Below are 16,510 nucleotides of genomic sequence, written 5' to 3' on the forward strand. Positions count from 1 at the left end.
CGTCAGTAGACCCGCTTCTTCGGCTCGACGTACTGGACGTCGTTGGTGAGCGTGTAGGTGTGGACCGGCCGGAAGTCGATCGCGACGGTGTGCGCCGACTGGTCGCAGAAGGCGAGCGTGTGCTTCATCCAGTTCACGTCGTCGCGGTCGGGGAAATCCTCGCGGGCATGCGCGCCGCGGCTCTCGGTCCGGTTGACCGCCGAATCCATGGTCACCACGGCCTGGATGATGAGGTTCTGGTATTCGAGGGTCTCGATGAGATCGGTGTTCCAGATCAGCGACCGGTCGCTGACGCGGATGTCGTCCGAGCCGCGCCAGACGTCATGGATGAGCTCATGGCCCTCCTGCAGCACCTCGCCGGTGCGGAACACGGCGCAATTGCTCTGCATGACGCGCTGCATCCGGCTGCGGAGCTCGGCGGTCGGCGTGCCGCCATTGGCGTGGCGGGCGCGGTCGAGCCGCGTCAAGGCGACGTCGGTGGCGCTTTCCGGAAGCTCCGGATGCGATTCCCCGCGCGCCACGGTATCGGCGCAGCGCTGGCCGGCCGCGCGGCCGAACACGACGAGGTCGACGAGCGAGTTCGAACCGAGCCGGTTCGCCCCGTGGACCGACACGCAGGCGGCCTCGCCGACCGCCATCAGGCCGGGAACGACCGCATCCGGATCGCCGTCGACCTTGGTCAGCACCTCGCCGTGATAGTTCGTCGGGATGCCGCCCATGTTGTAGTGGACGGTCGGCAGGATCGGGATCGGCTCGCGCGTGACGTCGACGCCGGCGAAGATCTTCGCCGTCTCGGAGATGCCCGGCAGCCGCTCGTGGAGCACCGCCGGATCGAGATGCTCGAGATGGAGATGGATGTGGTCCTTCTCCTTGCCGACGCCGCGGCCCTCGCGGATCTCCATCGTCATGGCGCGCGAGACGACGTCGCGCGAGGCGAGGTCCTTCGCCGAGGGCGCGTAGCGCTCCATGAAGCGCTCGCCTTCCGAATTGGTGAGATAGCCGCCCTCGCCGCGCGCGCCCTCGGTGATGAGGCAGCCCGAGCCGTAGATGCCGGTCGGGTGGAACTGCACGAACTCCATGTCCTGCAGCGGCAGGCCGGCGCGGAGCACCATCGCGTTGCCGTCGCCGGTGCAGGTGTGCGCCGAGGTGCACGAGAAGTAGGCGCGGCCGTAGCCGCCGGTCGCGAGGATGGTCTTGCGCGCCCGGAAGCGGTGGACGGTGCCGTCGTCCATGCTGAGCGCGACGACGCCGCGGCAGGCGCCATCGTCCATCAGGAGGTCGATCGCGAAGTACTCGACGAAGAACTGCGCCGAGTTCCGGACCGCCTGGCCGTACATGGTGTGCAGCATGGCGTGGCCGGTGCGGTCGGCGGCGGCGCAGGTGCGCTGCGCGGTGCCCTTGCCGTAATTCGTGGTCATGCCGCCGAACGGGCGCTGGTAGATCCGGCCGTCCTCCGTGCGCGAGAACGGCACGCCCCAGTGCTCGAGCTCGTAGACGGCCTCCGGCGCGTTGCGGCAGAGATATTCGATCGCGTCCTGGTCGCCGAGCCAGTCGGAGCCCTTGACGGTGTCGTACATGTGCCAGCGCCAGTCGTCCGGACCCATATTGCCCAGCGAGGCGGCGATCCCGCCTTGCGCCGCGACGGTGTGCGAGCGGGTCGGAAACACCTTGGTGATGCAGGCGGTCCGCAGGCCGGCCTGGCTGCAGCCGAGCGTGGCGCGGAGCCCGGCGCCGCCGGCGCCGACGACGACGACGTCGAATTCGTGGTCCGTGACGGGATAGGCGCGTCCGTTGACGGCCGGCGCCGCCCCGTTCGCTGTGGCAGGTTCGGCCATCTCAGCCTCCGAAGGCGATCTTCAGGATCGCCACGATACAGGTGAGCCCGATGGCCCAGGCGAGGATCCAGTTGCCGGCGACGAGCGCAAGCTTCGGCAGGTCGCCGTGGACGTAGTCCTCGATGATGACCTGCATGCCGATCCGCATGTGGATGACGGTCGAGATGACCGCGCCGAGCATGATCACCGTCACCAGCGGCGAGGCGAGCGTGGCGCGCACCTCCTCGTAGCTCGCCCCGTTCAGCGCGATCACGAGAATGACGAAGGCGGTGATGAGGATGGCGCCGCTGACCGAGGTCAGCCGCTGAACGACGAAATGGCCGGTACCCGCCTTGGCGGAGCCGAGGCCGCGGACTTCTCCAAGCGCTGTACGCATCTCGCTCTTCCTAACGCGCGACGAAGCCCACGATCCAGACGAGGATCGTGAGCAGGACGGACCCGATGATGGTCGCCCAGGCGAGCCCGTTTCGGCCCGCCCGGCTGAAACCGGCGCCGGTGTCCCAGATGAGATGGCGGATGCCGCCGAGCAGGTGGTGCAGGAGGGCCCAGGTGAAGCCGAACAGGATCAGCATGCCGAACCAGGATCCGAGGAAGCGGTCGACGGTGCCGAAGGCTTCCGGCCCGCTCGCGATCGCAACCAGCCACCAGGCGAGGAGGAGCATGCCGAAATAGAGGGCGCCGCCGGTGATGCGGTGGACGATCGACATCACATACGTGATCGTTGGTCGCCACACCGTGAGGTGCGGCGAGAGGGGTCGCGCCGCCTTCACGTCGGTCTGCGCCATGGCCGGAGCTCCTGCGGTATCCGAATGTGGACACGCTCATAGAGCCAAGCGCGCGCGAGTTCAAATGATGCGACGCAATAAAATGACAAAATTGCCGCGGCGGACGCGACTTAGCGCCAGCCGCTGGTATCTTTTATTCCACGAGGCCGCAGAGCATCCTGTTCCCCGATCCGCCTGCCGGATCGGTCCGATAGTCGTCCGGCCCCGAATGGACCATGATCGCGGTGCCGTCCTCGTCGAAGAGCGAGTTCTCGTCGTTCTCGTCGAGCGACACGAAGGCCGTGAGGACGTCGGCGGTCGCATTGCCCGATCCGTCGGCGAAGATGTTCGGCATGTCGCCGGCATGCGGGCCGTCCTCGCTCACGAAGCCGTGCTTCGCCTCGTCGGGATTGTAGTGGCCGCCGGCCGACTGGAAGGGAGGCGTGCACTCGCCGACCGCATGGAAGTGGAACCCGTGCGGCCCGGGGGTGAGGCCGGTGAGCTCGGCGTGGACGAGCACGCCCGACGGCGTCTGCGTGAGGGTCACCGTGCCGTGGTCCTTGCCGTCGGCATCCTTCATGGCCGCCTTGGCGACCAGCGCCTCCGCCGCGCCGCCCTGCTGGGCGGCCGCCGGCTGCGACACGAGGAGAGCGGCCGCCGCGGCCGCGAGCGAGATCCTCAGGATCATGTTCTTGTGCCTCCCTGACTCAGGTTGCTGATCCGCGCGACGGCGCGGCGCCCGGGGAAGGATGGACCGCGTTCCCGGAACGGCAAGGGCAGCGGGCGGGGGGAAGCCGGCAGGGAGCGGCTGCGGACGGCTATTGCTGGCCGAGCTTGAAGTCGTCGCCCTTCATGGAATCGTCCCATTCGCCGGGAACGTCCTTGACCACCGCCTGGGCGCCGATGACGCGGCCCTGGACGGGATCGAAGGTCAGCGCCGGCGAGCCTTCGAGCCGCCAGCCTTTGTTGAGCGCCTCCGACACCTTCTTGCAGAAGGCGGCATCGTCCGGTCCGGTCAGAAGGCGATAGAGCCTCATGCGGCGCCCCGCCGCGCGAAGGCCTCCGCGAAGCCCAGAAGCCGCTCGGCCTGGCCGAGATGGAGCCGCTCGACCATCTGCCCGTCGACGGCGATGACGCCGCGGCCGGCATTCTCGGGCCTGGCGAAAGCCTCCACGATGGCGCGTGCCTCGGCGATTTCGGCCTCTCCGGGCGTGAAGATGCGGTTCGCGGTCTCGATCTGGGAGGGATGGATGACGCTCTTGCCGTCCATGCCGAGATCGCGCGCCTGCCGGCATTCCTCCTCGAGGCGCGCGGCGTCGCGGAAGTCGTTGAGGACGCCGTCGATGACGTCGAGGCCGAAGGCGCGCGCCGCGAGCACCACGTCGGAGAGCCACGGGACCAGCGGCGCCCGGTCGCGCCGCGCCGCGACCCGCGTCTCCAGGACGATGTCGTTGGTGCCGAGGACCAGGCAGTCGAGCGGAACCGCGGAATCCTCCGCCGCGGCCGCGATCTCGGCGACCGAAAGGAGCGCCTTCGGCGTCTCCATCATGACCCAGAGGCGGGCTGAGGAATCGGCATCCGCAAGCGCCGCGGCAGCGGTCCGGACGTCGGCGGCGCCGGTGATCTTCGGAACGAGGATCGCGTCGGCGCCGGCGCCGACCGCGGCGAGCATGTCCTCGGTCGCGAAGTCGGTCTCAAGCCCGTTCACCCGCACGATGACCTCGCGCTCGCCCTTGAGCGAGGCGACCGCCACCCGGAGCGCCTCGCGGGTTTCGGCCTTGGTCTCGGGCAGGACCGCATCCTCGAGGTCGAGGATGATCGCGTCGGCGGCGAGCGTCCGCGCCTTCTCGATCGCGCGAGGCTTGTCGGCCGGGACATAGAGCACGGATCGGCGCGGGCGGAATTTCGTCATATCCGGGCTTTAGCGGGAGGCCCTTCGGCGTGCAAGGATCGGGCCTCGATTCGCGCGAGCGGGACGGCGGCGCCGTCCGGGCGGAGCTGGCGGAATGGCATATGACAGGACCTTCGACGTCGTGATCGCGGGAGGCGGCGCGGTCGGGTCGGCCGTCGCCTACTTTCTGAAGCGCGAGCTCGGCTTTCCCGGAACCGTGGCGCTCGTGGAGCCGGACCCGACCTTCCGCCGCGCGGCGAGCATGCTCTCCGCCGCCTCCATCCGGCAGCAATTCTCGACGCCGGAGAACATCAGGCTCTCCCGCTTCGGGCTGGAATTCCTGAAAGGGCTCCCGGCGGAGCACGGCCCCGAATTCGACCCTCAGCTGCGCGAAGGCGGCTATCTGATCCTCGCGACGCCGGAGGGCGCGCCGACGCTCGCCGCCAACCACGCGATCCAGCGGGCCGAAGGTGCGGAGGTCATGCTTCTCGACCGCGAAGCGCTCGGTCGCCGGTTCCCCTGGCTCGCGGCGGCTGGCCTCGGCGCCGGCTCTCTGGGCCTTGCCGGAGAAGGCTGGTTCGATGCGGCGACGCTCCTCGGCTGTCTTCGGCACGGCGCGCGCGCCGCCGGCGCCGCTGCCGTCACGGACCGGATCGCCGGCATCGAGACCGCCGGCGGCCGCATCGCCGCCGTCCGGCTCGGCGGCGGGGAGATCGTCGGATGCGGCCTCCTCGTCAACGCCGCCGGCACGGCGGCGGGCGCGCTCGCCGCGCTCGCCGGCCGCACGCTCCCGGTCGAGCCGCGCAAGCGCTCCGTCTTCGTGGTCGACTGCCCGGCCGCGCCGGAGGGAATGCCGCTCGTGGCCGACCCGTCGGGCGTCTGGATACGTCCCGAGGGGCGCGGCTTCATCACCGGATATTCGCCGCCCGAGGCGGAGGACGCGGCGGCCGATCCGGAGGATTTCGAGCCCGACCACGCGATGTTCGAGGAGCGCCTCTGGCCGGCGCTCGCCAGCCGGATCCCGGCCTTCGAGACGCTGAAGGTGAGGAATGCCTGGGCCGGCCACTACGATTTCAACACGCTCGACCAGAACGCCGTTGTCGGGCCCGACCCTGAGATCGCGAACCTCTTCTACGCCAACGGCTTTTCCGGGCACGGGCTGCAGCACGCGCCGGGCGTCGGGCGTGCCGTGGCCGAACTCATCCGGTTCGGGAGCTACCGCTCGATCGACCTCGGCCTGTTCGGCTTCGGACGGATCGCCGCCGGCCGCCCGGTGATCGAGGCGGCCGTGATCTGATGCCGCGTCCGCCGGTCGTTGCGATATCGAGCCATGTGGCGCGCGGGAGCGTCGGCAACCGCGCCATGGCCTTCGCGCTCGAGCGGCTCGGCCACGAGGTGTGGTCGGTGCCGACCGTGCTCCTCGCGCACCACCCCGGCCGCGGCCCGGGACCGCGCACGGCGATCGCCCGCGACACCTTCGCGGCGATGCTCGACGCGCTCGGCGCCGCCGACCGGTTTCCCGCCGTCGGGGGGCTGGTGAGCGGCTATTTCGCGGATGCCGGCCAGGTCGAGGCCGTGGCGCGGCTCGTCAGCGCCCTCAAGGAGGCCAGTCCCGGCGCGCTCTTCGTCTGCGATCCCGTCATCGGCGATTCCGGCAGGCTCTATGTCGACGACAGCGTCGCGGCGGCGGTGCGCGACCGTCTCCTGCCGCTCGCCGACGTCGCGACGCCCAACGCCTTCGAATGCGCCTGGCTCGCCGGCGAGCCCGGGCGGACCGGAGATGCGGCCACCCTCGCGGCGCTTCTGCCTTGCCCGAACGTGGTCGTCACGTCCGTGCCGGCGCTGATGCGCGGCCATATCGGCAACCTGCTGTCGACCGAGGGCGACGCCGTTCTGGCGGAGCACAGGGCGGTGGAGACCGCGGTGAAGGGCACCGGCGACCTCCTCGCCGCCCTCCTGCTCGCGCGGCTCCTGGAGGGGCGCGGCATCGTCAAGGCGCTCGAAATGGCGGCCGCCAGCGTGTTCGAGGTGGTGGCGGCAACCGCGCGTGCGGGCGGCGACGAGATGATGCTCGCCGAGTTCCAGACGGCGCTCGTGCAGCCGCGGGCGCCGGTCGCGATCCGGCGGTTCGCGCCGCGACCGAGCCTCAAGCCGCGGCCGCTCGTCTGAATTCGCGTGCTACGGCGTTGCGTCGCGGCGCGGAACGGCGCAAACCGGACCCGCCATGATCAAGTTTCCGCCGCATCTCCTCGAAGGCTACCGCAACTTCCTGACCGGACGGCTCGAGGCCGAACGCACCCGCTATCGCCTCCTCGCGGAGACGGGCCAGCGCCCCTCGGTGATGGTGATCGGCTGCTGCGATTCGCGCGCCGCTCCCGAGACGATCTTCGACGCCGGGCCGGGCGAGCTCTTCGTCGTCCGCAACGTCGCGAATCTGGTGCCGCCCTACGAGCCGGACGGCGAGTACCACGGCACCAGCGCCGCCCTCGAATTTGCCACCAAGGTGCTGAAGGTCGGCCATATCGTGGTGCTCGGCCACGGCCGCTGCGGCGGCATCAAGGCGGCGCTCGAGGCGAGCCCTGAGCCGCTCTCGCAGGGCGATTTCATCGGCAAGTGGGTGAGCCTGCTCGCTCCCGCCACGCAGACGCTCTCCGGCACCACGCTGATGACCGCCGCCGAGCGCGAGACCGCGCTCGAGCGCATCTCCGTCCGGCACTCGATCGCCAATCTCAGGACCTTCCCCGACATCGCGGCGATGGAAGGCAGCGGCCGGCTCGCGCTGCACGGGGCCTGGTTCGACATCAGCACCGGCGAGCTCTGGGTCATGGATTCCGCGACGGGCGACTTCGCACGGCCCGACGGGTTCGGCGACGAGGCGGAGGCCGGTCCCGCAGAAGCGCCGATGGCCGGCTGAGCGCCGGCCCGGCGCCGATTGTGAACGCGGCGCGCCGCTGTTATATAGCCGCCATGCCGTCGATCGCCGACACCAGGATGGGCCCGAGCCTCGTTGCGCCGCTGCCCGCGCGCGCGCGGACGACGCTCGGATTCGCCGCGATCTGCGACCATGCGCGCCTGCCCTGGCGGTTCTTCGCGCGCCTCCACGCGGCCGACGGTTCGCTCATTACGCCCGCGTGACCGGCGCCGCGACGCGCCGGCAAGAGCCGCCGAACCAACGCATTTCCGAGACACGACCATGAGCGAACCGAAAACCCTCTACGACAAGATCTGGGCCGACCACGTCGTCGACCAGCAGCCGGACGGCACCGCCCTCCTCTATATCGACCGCCACCTCGTCCACGAGGTGACGAGCCCGCAGGCCTTCGAGGGCCTGCGCATGGCGCACCGCCCGGTGCATGCGCCGGAGCGGACCCTCGCCGTCGTCGACCACAACGTGCCGACCTCCGACCGCAGCGAGGGCATCGCCGATCCGGAATCTCGCCTGCAGGTGGAGACGCTCGCCGAAAACGCCCGCGAGTTCGGGATCGAATATTACAGCGAGCGGGACATCCGGCAGGGCATCGTCCACATCATCGGCCCGGAGCAGGGCTTCACGCTGCCGGGCATGACGATCGTCTGCGGCGACAGCCACACCTCCACGCACGGCGCCTTCGGCGCGCTCGCCTACGGGATCGGCACGAGCGAGGTGGAGCACGTGCTCGCCACGCAGACGCTCATCCAGAAGAAGGCGAAGAACATGCGCGTGCTCGTCGACGGCACGCTGCCGGACGGCGTCACCGCGAAGGACATCATCCTCGCCATCATCGGCGAGATCGGCACCGGCGGCGGCACCGGCCACGTCATCGAATATGCCGGCGAGGCGATCCGTTCGCTCTCGATGGAAGGCAGGATGACGCTCTGCAACATGTCGATCGAGGGCGGCGCCCGCGCCGGCATGGTGGCGCCCGACGAGACGACCTACGCCTATATCAAGGACCGTCCGCGCGCGCCGAAGGGCAAGGCATGGGACATGGCCCGGGCCTATTGGGAGCGGCTCCCCTCGGACGAAGGCGCCCATTTCGACCGCGAGGTGCGGCTCGACGCCGCGAACCTGCCGCCGATCGTGAGCTGGGGCTCCTCCCCGGAGGACGTGGTCGCCGTGACCGGCCTCGTGCCCGACCCCGACCGGATCCCGGACGAGACGAAGCGGGCGTCGAAATGGCGGGCGCTCAAATATATGGGCCTGACCCCCGGGACCCGCATGACCGACATCGCGCTCGACCGCGTCTTCATCGGATCGTGCACCAATGGACGGATCGAGGACCTGCGCGCCGCGGCGAAGATCGTCGAGGGCCGCCGGGTCAGCGAGCGGGTCCGCGCGATGGTCGTGCCGGGCTCGGGGCTGGTCAAGGCGCAGGCCGAGGCCGAGGGCCTCGACAAGGTGTTCCGGGCGGCCGGCTTCGACTGGCGCGAGCCGGGCTGCTCGATGTGCCTCGCGATGAACGCCGACAAGCTCGCCCCCGAGGAGCGCTGCGCCTCGACCTCGAACCGGAATTTCGAGGGCCGCCAGGGCTACAAGGGCCGCACCCATCTCGTCTCGCCGGCAATGGCGGCCGCCGCGGCGGTGGCCGGGCGCTTCGTCGACGTCAGGGAATGGGGCCGCACGGCCTGACCGTCGGCACCCGATCTTGACGGGCGGGCGGGGCTGCACGGCTCCGCCCGTCCTACTTCGGGCCACGGCCGGAGCGGCGCGAAACGCGGAACGCAGACGCTTCCGCCCGTGCGCGCCGCCGCCTATCTTTCCGGCATGTCGCACGCATCCGGCCGGCGACCCGGCCTTCCCCCGTACCGCCTTCCCTCCATCGAGGACTTCGAGCGCATGGCGGCGGCCGCCTACGGCCGGCTGCCGCCCGAGTTCCGCGCGCTGACCGGCGAGATCGAGATCCGGGTCGCCGAGCTGCCCGACCGCGACGCGCTGGAGGATCTCGGGCTCGACGACCCGCTCGACCTGATGGGCCTCTTCGAGGGGGTCGGGCTCGCGCACGGCTCCTCGACGCCCTTCACCGGCGCGATGCCGAACCGCATCTGGCTCTACCGCCGGCCGATCCTCGCTTATTGGGAGGAGCACGACGAGCGCATCGAGGCGATCATCGAGCACGTCCTGATCCACGAGATCGGCCACCATTTCGGCCTTTCGGACGACGACATGGAGGAGATCGAGGAAGAGGCCGACTGAGCGGCCCCGCCGTCGCCGGCCGGCGCGATCAGCCGGAATCGTTCGTGAAGAGGTCGGGCGCCAGATGGTTCTCGACGCGCTGGACGCCCGCGACGTTGCGGGCGGCGACTTCGAGTGCGCGCGCCTGCTCATCCGACTTCACGATCCCCCAGAGATGGACGACGCCGTCGGTAACGACGATGTTCATGCGCGTGAGATCGATCCAGCCCTCGTCGCGGAGCTCCTCGTTGAGGGCGTCCCGGATCGCATCGTCCGAGACCCCGCCGGCCACCGGAGCGTGACGCCCGGCGACCAGCCCGTGCAGAAGGTTCGCGCGGCTCACGATGCCGACCGGGGTGCCGTTCTCGACGATCGGGACCCGCTTGATGCAGCGCCGCTCCAGCGTTTCCGCGATTTGCGCGAGGTCGGTCTCGGGGTCCGCCGTGACGACGTCGCGCGTCATGACATCGGCGGCCGTGAGGCCGTGCGACCTGACGAAATCGGCGGCCTGGATCGAGCGGTCGGTCAGCAGCTCGAGCCAGTGCGGGCGGCGCGGTTCGGTGGCGATCTCGGCGCGGCGGAGGAGGTCGCCCTCGCTCACGATCCCGACGAGGCGGCCGCCGCCATCCACGACCGGCACGCCGCTGATCCGGCGTTCGATCAGAAGGGCGGCGATTTCAGAAATCGGCGTGTCCGGGCCGACGGAGATGACCGGGCTGGTCATCACGCTCCTGGCTTTCACGACCTTTCCTTCCCACTTCCGCGGATCTGCGGCAGGACGAGCCTTGCGGCGATCCGCTTGTTCTCTGTTGCCTCGGCGCGGTGCCCCGCGCCGCCCGGCATCGGTCCGGGATAGTGCGAACCGCGGCCGGACGAGTCAATGACGGCGGCGGCCGGGGCCCGGCCTGCCGCCATGCTACGAACTGGCGCCGAGCGTCGAGACCCGGACGCTCCGCCAGGACGAGAGTGGCACGGTCTCTCGGGCGCCGCCGAGCTCGGCGCCAAGCACGTCGCGGATCGAGAGGACGCCGATCAGCGTGTGCTCGTCGAGCACCGGGACGTGACGGATGTGGTGCTCGTCCATCAGGGCCTGGACGGCATCCAGCGTATCCCCGGGACCGCAGGAGATGACCGGCCGCGACATGAAGACCGAGGCCGGCAGCGCGAGCGCGGACGCGCCGCGATCGGCAACGGCGCGCAGAATGTCGCGCTCCGAGAGCATGCCGACCACGACCTCCCCCTCGGTGCCGCAGACATCCTTCACGACGACCGCACCGATATTCTCGCGCCGCATCAGCTGCGCGGCGGTCTGCAAGCTCTCGTTCATGCGGACCGTGACGACCTTCGTCCCCTTCTTCCGCAGGATCTGCTCGACGCGCATCTCATCCTCCCTTGAGGTCAGATCCGAACCGTCTCCGGTCCGGTGGAAGGATGGTGGTATACATAATGCCAGTCTGTCAACGGGATTCGTTTTTGCATTGCGGAAACGTCGCTAGGACAGGAAGGTGTTCGACAGCGTTCCGATTCCGTCGATCGAGACCTCGATCCGGTTCGTCGGCCCCTTCATGCTCCCGATCCCGATCGAGGTCCCGCAGCAGACGAGGTCGCCCGGCTCGAGCGACATGTCCTGCGAGAGCCGCCGCACCAGCTCGGCGGCCGGGAAGATCATGTCGCCGATCGGATAGTTCTGCCGTTCCTCGCCGTCGAGGAGCGTCCGGACGACGAGGCCGGACGGATCGAGCCCGGTCGCGATCACCGGACCGAACGGGCCGAACCCGTCGAAGCTCTTGGCCCGGGCCCATTGCGGGAAATGGGGATCCCTGCCGATCAGGTCGGCCGCCGTTACGTCGTTCACGCAGGTGTAGCCGAAGATCGCCGCGGCCGCCTCCGCCGGCGCCGCATCCCGGCACCGGCGGCCGATCACGATCCCGAGCTCGCCCTCATAGGCGATCCTTCCGGCATAGGCGGCCGGCCGGCGGATGGTCTCGCCCGGGGCAAGGGCGCTCGTCGGCGCCTTCAGGAGGTAGAGCGGGTCCGCGGGCATCCCGACGCCGAGCTTCGCGGAGAGGGCATGGAAGTTGTTCCAGAGCGCGATGATCTTGCCGGGATCGCAGGGCGTGCGCAGGCGGACGGCTTCGAGCGGCAGCCTTTCGCCCGTCGGGCGCGGGTCGTCGAACATCGAGCCGTCGTGAACGGCGATCGCGCCGTCCGCGAGCGTTCCGAACCCGGAACCGCCGTCCTTCTCGAAGCGAAGCCAGTGCGCCATTCCGCGTCCTTTCCTGCCCGCGGGACGAGCGCGGCCTTCGCGGCCCGCCGGGGCCGCGCCACGATCCCGGTCTCGACGATCGACTTGTAGCGAGGCGGTCAGTCGCCGCCGGACGCCGCGCCGACGGCGTGGTCCGCCATCATCTCGAGCGCCTGCACCAGCGCCGAATGGTCGGAGCCGCCGCCGCCATGCGCCGCGCAGACATTGAAGAGCTCCTGGCAGGTGGCGGTGTTGGGCAGCGCCATCTTGAGGGCCTTCGCCCCCTGCAGCGCGAGGTTCAGGTCCTTCTGGTGGAGCTCGATGCGGAAACCCGGCGCGAAGGTCCGCTTGATCATGCGCTCGCCATGCACCTCGAGGATGCGCGAGGAGGCGAAGCCGCCCATCAGCGCCTGGCGCACCTTGGACGGATCGGCGCCGGCCTTGGCGGCGAAGACGAGCGCCTCGGACACCGCCTCGATCGTCAGCGCGACGATGATCTGGTTCGCGACCTTGGTGGTCTGCCCGTCGCCGTTGCCGCCCACATGGGTGATGTTCTTGCCCATCAGGCGGAAGAGGGGCTCGACCCTGGCGAAGGCCTCCTCCGGACCCCCCACCATGATGGTGAGGCTCGCCGCCTTCGCGCCGACCTCGCCGCCGGAGACCGGGGCGTCGAGATAGGAGCAGCCGAGCGCCTCGATCCGGCGGGCGAACGCCTTCGTCTCGATCGGCGAGATCGAGCTCATGTCGACGACGACCTTGCCGGGCGAGAGGCCGGCCGCGACCCCGTCCGCGCCGAAGAGCACCGCCTCGACATCGGCCGTGTCGGGCACCATCAGGAACACGATCTCGGCGCGGGCGGCCACGTCGCGCTGCGTTGCGCAGGCCTCCCTGCAGGTGCCGGCGAGGTCCTGGGGCACGCCGCTGCGGGAATGAAGGTAGAGATCGTGCCCGGCGGCGATGAGATGGCCGGCCATGGGCCGGCCCATGACGCCCAGTCCGATGAAACCCAGATCCATGACGTTTCCCTAGGCGACGGCGCGTTGCTGCTGCACGGGCCCCATCCAGCCCAGGCCGTCGCGGGTCCTGCCGGCCGGCTTGTATTCGCACCCGACCCAGCCCGGATATCCGATCGCGTCGAGGTGGCGGAAGAGGAAATCGAAGTTGATCTCGCCGGTCCCCGGCTCGTGCCGGCCCGGATTGTCGGCGATCTGGATATGCGCGATCCGGTCGAGATTGGCTTCGATCGTCCGCGCGAGATCGCCTTCCATGACCTGCATGTGGTAGGCGTCGTACTGGATGTAGAGATTGTCGCTGCCGACGAGATTCAGGATCTCGCGGGCCTGCCGGGTGGTGGTCAGGAAGAAGCCCGGAATGTCGCGGGTGTTGATCGGCTCGGTCAGGAGCCTGAGCCCCTCTTCCGCGAGCCGCCCGGCGGCATAGCGCAGATTGTCCACGAAGACCGAGCGGACCAGCTGCGGATCGGTGCCCGACGGCGCGATGCCGGCGAGGCAGTTGAGCTGCGGGCAATGGAGCGCCCTGGCATAGGCGATGGCCGTCTCGACGCCCTGGCGGAACTCCGCCTCGCGGCCGGGAATGCAGGCGATGCCGCGCTCCCCGCCGGGCCAGTCGCCGGCCGGGAGGTTGTGGAGCGCCAGCGCGAGCGAATGGCGCTGCAGGCGCGCGGCGATCTCGTCGGCCGCGAAATCGTACGGGAACAGGAACTCGACCCCGCGGAAGCCGGCCTGGGCGGCCGCCTCGAAGCGGTCGAGGAACGGCACCTCGTTAAAGAGCATCGTCAGATTGGCCGAGAAGCGCGGCATCGTTCCCTCCTCTGTGCTGGCGCCGTTCCTACTCCGCCGGCTCGAGCGCCGGAAGGTCCACGACCTCCTCGAACTCGACGACCTTGTCGATCTCGGTGCCCATCGCGATGTTCGTGACGCGCTCCGTGATGATGTCGACCACGACCGGCACCCGCCGCTCCGCCGCCTCCCGCCGCGCCCATTCCAGAGTCGGAGCGATGTCCTCCGGGTTGAAGACGCGCGCGCCGATGCAGCCGAACGCCTCCACGGCGCGGACGTGGTCGACACCATACTCGCCGATCTCGGGCGCGTTGATGTTGCGGAACGAGAGCTGGACCTCGTAGTCCATGCCATAGCCGCGCTCCGCCTGGCGGATCAGCCCGAGATAGGCGTTGTTGAGGACCACCATCACGAAGGGGATGTTGTACTGCGCGGCGACGGCCAGTTCCTCGATCAGGAACTGGAAGGAATAGTCGCCGACCACGGCCACGACCTCCGCCGACGGATCGGCGAGCTTCGCGCCGGTCGAGGCCGAGATCTCCCAGCCGAGCGGCCCGGCCTGCCCGCAGATGATGTAGTTGCGGGGCTTCTGGATCTTCTGAAACTGGCCCGAGGCGATCTGGTAGAGGCCGATCGCGGTGACGAAGCGGGTATCGCCGTCGAAGGTCCTGTTGATCTCCTGGAACACGCGCTGCGGCTTGATCGGCTTGTCGTCGAAATCGGTGCGGCGGAGCATCGTCCTCTTGCGCTCGCGGCACTCGGCCGCCCAGCCGCCGCGGTCGGGGAGCGCACGGCGGCGCGCCTCGGCGACGAACGCCTCGAGCGCGAGCCGCGCATCCGCGACGATGCCGAGATCCGGGCAGAAGACGCGGCCGATCTGCGTCGGCTCGACGTCGACATGCACGAACTTGCGGTCGCCGCGGTAGATCTCGGTGGTGCCGGTGTGCCGGTTCGCCCAGCGGTTCCCGATTCCGATGACGAGGTCGCTCCTGAGGAAGTTCGCGTTGCCGTAGCGGTGCTGCGTCTGCAGGCCGACCATGCCGGCATTGAGCGGATGGTCGTCCGGGATCGTCCCCCAGCCCATCAGGGTCGGCACCACGGGCGTGCCGGTCAGCTCGGCAAATTCCACGAGGAGTTCGGACGCCTCGGCGAGGACGACCCCGCCGCCCGCGACGATCACCGGCCGCTCGGCCTCGGCGAGCATGTCGAAGAGGCGGGCGACCGCATTGCCGTTCGGGCTCGGCCGGTCGACGGCGAGCGGCCCGTCCGCCTCCGGGTCGTATTCGATCATCTCCTTCTGGACGTCGATCGGCAGGTCGATGTGGACGGGGCCGGGCCGGCCCGAGCGCATCAGCTGGAACGCCTTGCGGAACACCCAGGGGACCTGGGCGCCCTCCATCACGCAGACCGACCACTTGGTCACCGGCGCGGTGATCGCGGCGACGTCGATCGCCTGGAAATCCTCCTTGTGGAGCTTGGCGCGCGGCGCCTGGCCGGTGATGCACAGGATCGGCACCGAATCGGCGAAGGCCGAATAGAGGCCCGTCACCATGTTGGTTCCGGCCGGACCGGAGGTTCCGACGCAGACGCCGATCCGGCCCGGCGCGGCGCGGCTGTAGCCCTCCGCCGCATGCGTGCCGCCCTCCTCGTGGCGCACGACATAGTGCCGGATCGAGCTGCCGCGAAGCGCATCGTAGAACGGCAGGATCGCCGCCCCGGGAATCCCGAAGGCCGTCTCGACGCCTTCGCTCTCCAGCACGCGGATCGCCGCTTCCATCGCCGTCATGCGAGCCATGTCCGTTCCTCCTCCGGAGACGATCCGCCCCGCGACTTGGCCGCATCGTGGAAATTCGTCTCATTTACTGTCTGATGGAAATTGATCCCATCAAATGTTTTCCGTCAAGTGGGTTCTTATCTCGCTCTTCGAAAATGTCGCAGACGGAATGCGGATGGAGCGTCCGCGCTCCGGCGGTGTATAGGGAGCGCATGCAGGATCAGGCAGTTCAGAGGCCGCGGCGGGGCCGCCCAGCGTCGGCCGGCGGCGAGCCGGCTTCCGAGGTGCAGTCGCTCGACCGGGCGATCTCCATCCTTGAGGCCGTGGCAGCAGCGGACGGCGTCAGCCTCAGCGAGATCGCGCGGCGCACCGGCTACCCCGTCTCGACCGTGCACCGGCTGCTCGCGACGCTGCAGAACCGCGGGCTCGCGAGCCACGACCCGGCGACCGGGCTCTGGATGGTCGGGGTCGGCCTGTTCCGGCTGGGCTCCGCCTATCTCAGGATCCGCAAGCTGCCGGAGATAGCGCGCCCGATCATCCGCGAGGTGCTGGAGGCGGTCGACGAAACCGTGAACGTGACCGTGGTCGACGGCGACGAGATCGTCTGCGTCGCCCAGGCCGAGAGCCACGCCGCCGTGCGGGCCTTCTTCCGGCTCGGCCGCCGCCTGCCCTTCCACGCCTCCGCCGCCGGCAAGGCGGTGCTCGCCGCCTCCTCGCCGGAGCGCCAGGCGCAGCTCGTGGAGCGGCTGGAGCTCGAGACCTTCACGCCCAACACCGCGCACAGCCGCAAGAAGCTGATGAAGCGGCTCGCCGAGACCACCTCCCGCGGCTACGCGATCGACGACGAGGAGCACACGCCGGGCATGCGCTGCGTCGCCGCCGCCATCCTCGACGAGTGGGGCGAGCCGGTCGGCGCGGTCTCGATCTCGGCACCCTCGGTGCGGATGCCGGCAGAGCGGATCGAGAGCCTGGGCGCGGTCGCGCGCGAGACGGCGGCGCGCCTCACCACGCTCTATTCGGGCCGGGAACCGGCGGACAGCTAGTCCGGCC

Annotated in this window: 19 protein-coding genes; 7 read left to right on the forward strand and 12 right to left on the reverse strand. The window is 69.8% G+C overall.

The window, feature by feature from the left end:
• Positions 1 to 2 precede the first annotated feature (2 nt).
• The 6 genes from sdhA to E4O86_RS10655 form a co-directional block, all read right to left on the reverse strand.
• Positions 3 to 1,835 carry a succinate dehydrogenase flavoprotein subunit gene (sdhA, locus tag E4O86_RS10630; protein WP_161140517.1) on the reverse strand — a complete coding sequence of 611 codons (1,833 nt, stop codon included), beginning with the start codon at positions 1,833 to 1,835 and terminating at the stop codon, positions 3 to 5.
• A gap of 1 nt (position 1,836) precedes the next feature.
• Positions 1,837 to 2,211, reverse strand: coding sequence for a succinate dehydrogenase, hydrophobic membrane anchor protein (gene sdhD / locus E4O86_RS10635; RefSeq protein ID WP_161140518.1), 375 nt, complete (start codon positions 2,209 to 2,211; stop codon positions 1,837 to 1,839).
• A 10-nt stretch (positions 2,212 to 2,221) separates the two neighbouring features.
• Positions 2,222 to 2,620, reverse strand: coding sequence for a succinate dehydrogenase, cytochrome b556 subunit (sdhC, locus tag E4O86_RS10640; RefSeq protein WP_161140519.1), 399 nt, complete (start codon positions 2,618 to 2,620; stop codon positions 2,222 to 2,224).
• A gap of 133 nt (positions 2,621 to 2,753) precedes the next feature.
• Positions 2,754 to 3,287 (reverse strand): superoxide dismutase family protein, encoded by a 534-nt coding sequence (locus tag E4O86_RS10645; protein WP_161140520.1) that lies wholly within the window; start codon positions 3,285 to 3,287, stop codon positions 2,754 to 2,756.
• 130 nt (positions 3,288 to 3,417) lie between these two features.
• On the reverse strand, positions 3,418 to 3,636 hold the full coding sequence (locus E4O86_RS10650) for a DUF1737 domain-containing protein (protein WP_161140521.1): 219 nt from the start codon (positions 3,634 to 3,636) through the stop codon (positions 3,418 to 3,420).
• On the reverse strand, positions 3,633 to 4,511 hold the full coding sequence (locus E4O86_RS10655) for an HpcH/HpaI aldolase/citrate lyase family protein (RefSeq protein ID WP_161140522.1): 879 nt from the start codon (positions 4,509 to 4,511) through the stop codon (positions 3,633 to 3,635). The genes E4O86_RS10650 and E4O86_RS10655 overlap by 4 nt, the downstream gene beginning before the upstream one ends.
• Before the next feature lie 94 nt (positions 4,512 to 4,605).
• Between E4O86_RS10655 and E4O86_RS10660 the strand changes: the two genes are divergently transcribed.
• From E4O86_RS10660 to E4O86_RS10685, 6 genes are all read left to right on the forward strand, one after another.
• The gene (locus E4O86_RS10660; RefSeq protein ID WP_161140523.1) at positions 4,606 to 5,787 is read left to right on the forward strand and encodes an NAD(P)/FAD-dependent oxidoreductase; all 1,182 of its coding nucleotides are present in this window, start codon (positions 4,606 to 4,608) and stop codon (positions 5,785 to 5,787) included.
• Positions 5,787 to 6,659 carry a pyridoxal kinase gene (gene pdxY, locus E4O86_RS10665; protein ID WP_161140524.1) on the forward strand — a complete coding sequence of 291 codons (873 nt, stop codon included), beginning with the start codon at positions 5,787 to 5,789 and terminating at the stop codon, positions 6,657 to 6,659. The genes E4O86_RS10660 and pdxY overlap by 1 nt, the downstream gene beginning before the upstream one ends.
• Before the next feature lie 55 nt (positions 6,660 to 6,714).
• Positions 6,715 to 7,404, forward strand: coding sequence for a carbonic anhydrase (locus E4O86_RS10670; protein ID WP_161140525.1), 690 nt, complete (start codon positions 6,715 to 6,717; stop codon positions 7,402 to 7,404).
• Positions 7,405 to 7,424: 20 nt separating this feature from the next.
• Positions 7,425 to 7,625 (forward strand): hypothetical protein, encoded by a 201-nt coding sequence (locus E4O86_RS10675; RefSeq protein WP_161140526.1) that lies wholly within the window; start codon positions 7,425 to 7,427, stop codon positions 7,623 to 7,625.
• Positions 7,626 to 7,683: 58 nt separating this feature from the next.
• Positions 7,684 to 9,099, forward strand: a complete 1,416-nt coding sequence (leuC, locus tag E4O86_RS10680; protein WP_161140527.1) for a 3-isopropylmalate dehydratase large subunit — start codon at positions 7,684 to 7,686, stop codon at positions 9,097 to 9,099.
• A 207-nt stretch (positions 9,100 to 9,306) separates the two neighbouring features.
• Complete coding sequence (locus tag E4O86_RS10685; protein WP_246206336.1) at positions 9,307 to 9,663, forward strand: metallopeptidase family protein; 357 nt, start codon at positions 9,307 to 9,309, stop codon at positions 9,661 to 9,663.
• A 28-nt stretch (positions 9,664 to 9,691) separates the two neighbouring features.
• Here E4O86_RS10685 and E4O86_RS10690 read toward each other — a convergent pair whose 3' ends face one another.
• The 6 genes from E4O86_RS10690 to gcl all read right to left on the reverse strand — a co-directional run bounded on the left by E4O86_RS10690 (position 9,692) and on the right by gcl (position 15,481).
• Positions 9,692 to 10,384: a CBS domain-containing protein gene (locus E4O86_RS10690; RefSeq protein WP_161140528.1), complete on the reverse strand. Its 693-nt coding sequence runs from the start codon at positions 10,382 to 10,384 to the stop codon at positions 9,692 to 9,694.
• Positions 10,385 to 10,558: 174 nt separating this feature from the next.
• Positions 10,559 to 11,023, reverse strand: a complete 465-nt coding sequence (locus tag E4O86_RS10695) for a CBS domain-containing protein (RefSeq protein WP_161140529.1) — start codon at positions 11,021 to 11,023, stop codon at positions 10,559 to 10,561.
• A gap of 111 nt (positions 11,024 to 11,134) precedes the next feature.
• Positions 11,135 to 11,908: a fumarylacetoacetate hydrolase family protein gene (locus E4O86_RS10700; protein WP_161140530.1), complete on the reverse strand. Its 774-nt coding sequence runs from the start codon at positions 11,906 to 11,908 to the stop codon at positions 11,135 to 11,137.
• Positions 11,909 to 12,006: 98 nt separating this feature from the next.
• A complete protein-coding gene (glxR, locus tag E4O86_RS10705) occupies positions 12,007 to 12,903 on the reverse strand; it encodes a 2-hydroxy-3-oxopropionate reductase (protein ID WP_161140531.1) in 897 nt (298 codons plus the stop codon).
• 9 nt (positions 12,904 to 12,912) lie between these two features.
• Entirely contained in the window at positions 12,913 to 13,707 is a 795-nt protein-coding gene (otnI, locus tag E4O86_RS10710; protein ID WP_161140532.1) for a 2-oxo-tetronate isomerase, read from the reverse strand.
• A gap of 28 nt (positions 13,708 to 13,735) precedes the next feature.
• Positions 13,736 to 15,481 carry a glyoxylate carboligase gene (gene gcl / locus E4O86_RS10715; protein ID WP_161140533.1) on the reverse strand — a complete coding sequence of 582 codons (1,746 nt, stop codon included), beginning with the start codon at positions 15,479 to 15,481 and terminating at the stop codon, positions 13,736 to 13,738.
• A gap of 263 nt (positions 15,482 to 15,744) precedes the next feature.
• On the opposite strand from gcl, the gene E4O86_RS10720 reads away from it, so the two are divergent.
• The gene (locus tag E4O86_RS10720) at positions 15,745 to 16,503 is read left to right on the forward strand and encodes an IclR family transcriptional regulator (RefSeq protein ID WP_343039143.1); all 759 of its coding nucleotides are present in this window, start codon (positions 15,745 to 15,747) and stop codon (positions 16,501 to 16,503) included.
• Positions 16,504 to 16,510 lie beyond the last annotated feature (7 nt).

Source organism: Propylenella binzhouense, assembly GCF_009866965.1.
GTDB classification, from domain to species: Bacteria; Pseudomonadota; Alphaproteobacteria; order Rhizobiales; family Afifellaceae; genus Propylenella; species Propylenella binzhouense.

Excerpts from the sequence above, each read along its gene's own strand:
- sdhD (WP_161140518.1), bottom strand. The coding sequence starts at position 2,211 with ATGCGTACAGCGCTTGGAGAAGTCCGCGGCCTCGGCTCCGCCAAGGCG.
- E4O86_RS10650 (WP_161140521.1), bottom strand. The coding sequence starts at position 3,636 with ATGAGGCTCTATCGCCTTCTGACCGGACCGGACGATGCCGCCTTCTGC.
- gcl (WP_161140533.1), bottom strand. The coding sequence starts at position 15,481 with ATGGCTCGCATGACGGCGATGGAAGCGGCGATCCGCGTGCTGGAGAGC.
- otnI (WP_161140532.1), bottom strand. The coding sequence starts at position 13,707 with ATGCCGCGCTTCTCGGCCAATCTGACGATGCTCTTTAACGAGGTGCCG.
- E4O86_RS10655 (WP_161140522.1), bottom strand. The coding sequence starts at position 4,511 with ATGACGAAATTCCGCCCGCGCCGATCCGTGCTCTATGTCCCGGCCGAC.
- sdhC (WP_161140519.1), bottom strand. The coding sequence starts at position 2,620 with ATGGCGCAGACCGACGTGAAGGCGGCGCGACCCCTCTCGCCGCACCTC.
- E4O86_RS10645 (WP_161140520.1), bottom strand. The coding sequence starts at position 3,287 with ATGATCCTGAGGATCTCGCTCGCGGCCGCGGCGGCCGCTCTCCTCGTG.
- E4O86_RS10695 (WP_161140529.1), bottom strand. The coding sequence starts at position 11,023 with ATGCGCGTCGAGCAGATCCTGCGGAAGAAGGGGACGAAGGTCGTCACG.
- E4O86_RS10670 (WP_161140525.1), top strand. The coding sequence starts at position 6,715 with ATGATCAAGTTTCCGCCGCATCTCCTCGAAGGCTACCGCAACTTCCTG.
- E4O86_RS10700 (WP_161140530.1), bottom strand. The coding sequence starts at position 11,908 with ATGGCGCACTGGCTTCGCTTCGAGAAGGACGGCGGTTCCGGGTTCGGA.
- pdxY (WP_161140524.1), top strand. The coding sequence starts at position 5,787 with ATGCCGCGTCCGCCGGTCGTTGCGATATCGAGCCATGTGGCGCGCGGG.
- sdhA (WP_161140517.1), bottom strand. The coding sequence starts at position 1,835 with ATGGCCGAACCTGCCACAGCGAACGGGGCGGCGCCGGCCGTCAACGGA.
- E4O86_RS10685 (WP_246206336.1), top strand. The coding sequence starts at position 9,307 with ATGGCGGCGGCCGCCTACGGCCGGCTGCCGCCCGAGTTCCGCGCGCTG.
- glxR (WP_161140531.1), bottom strand. The coding sequence starts at position 12,903 with ATGGATCTGGGTTTCATCGGACTGGGCGTCATGGGCCGGCCCATGGCC.
- leuC (WP_161140527.1), top strand. The coding sequence starts at position 7,684 with ATGAGCGAACCGAAAACCCTCTACGACAAGATCTGGGCCGACCACGTC.
- E4O86_RS10660 (WP_161140523.1), top strand. The coding sequence starts at position 4,606 with ATGGCATATGACAGGACCTTCGACGTCGTGATCGCGGGAGGCGGCGCG.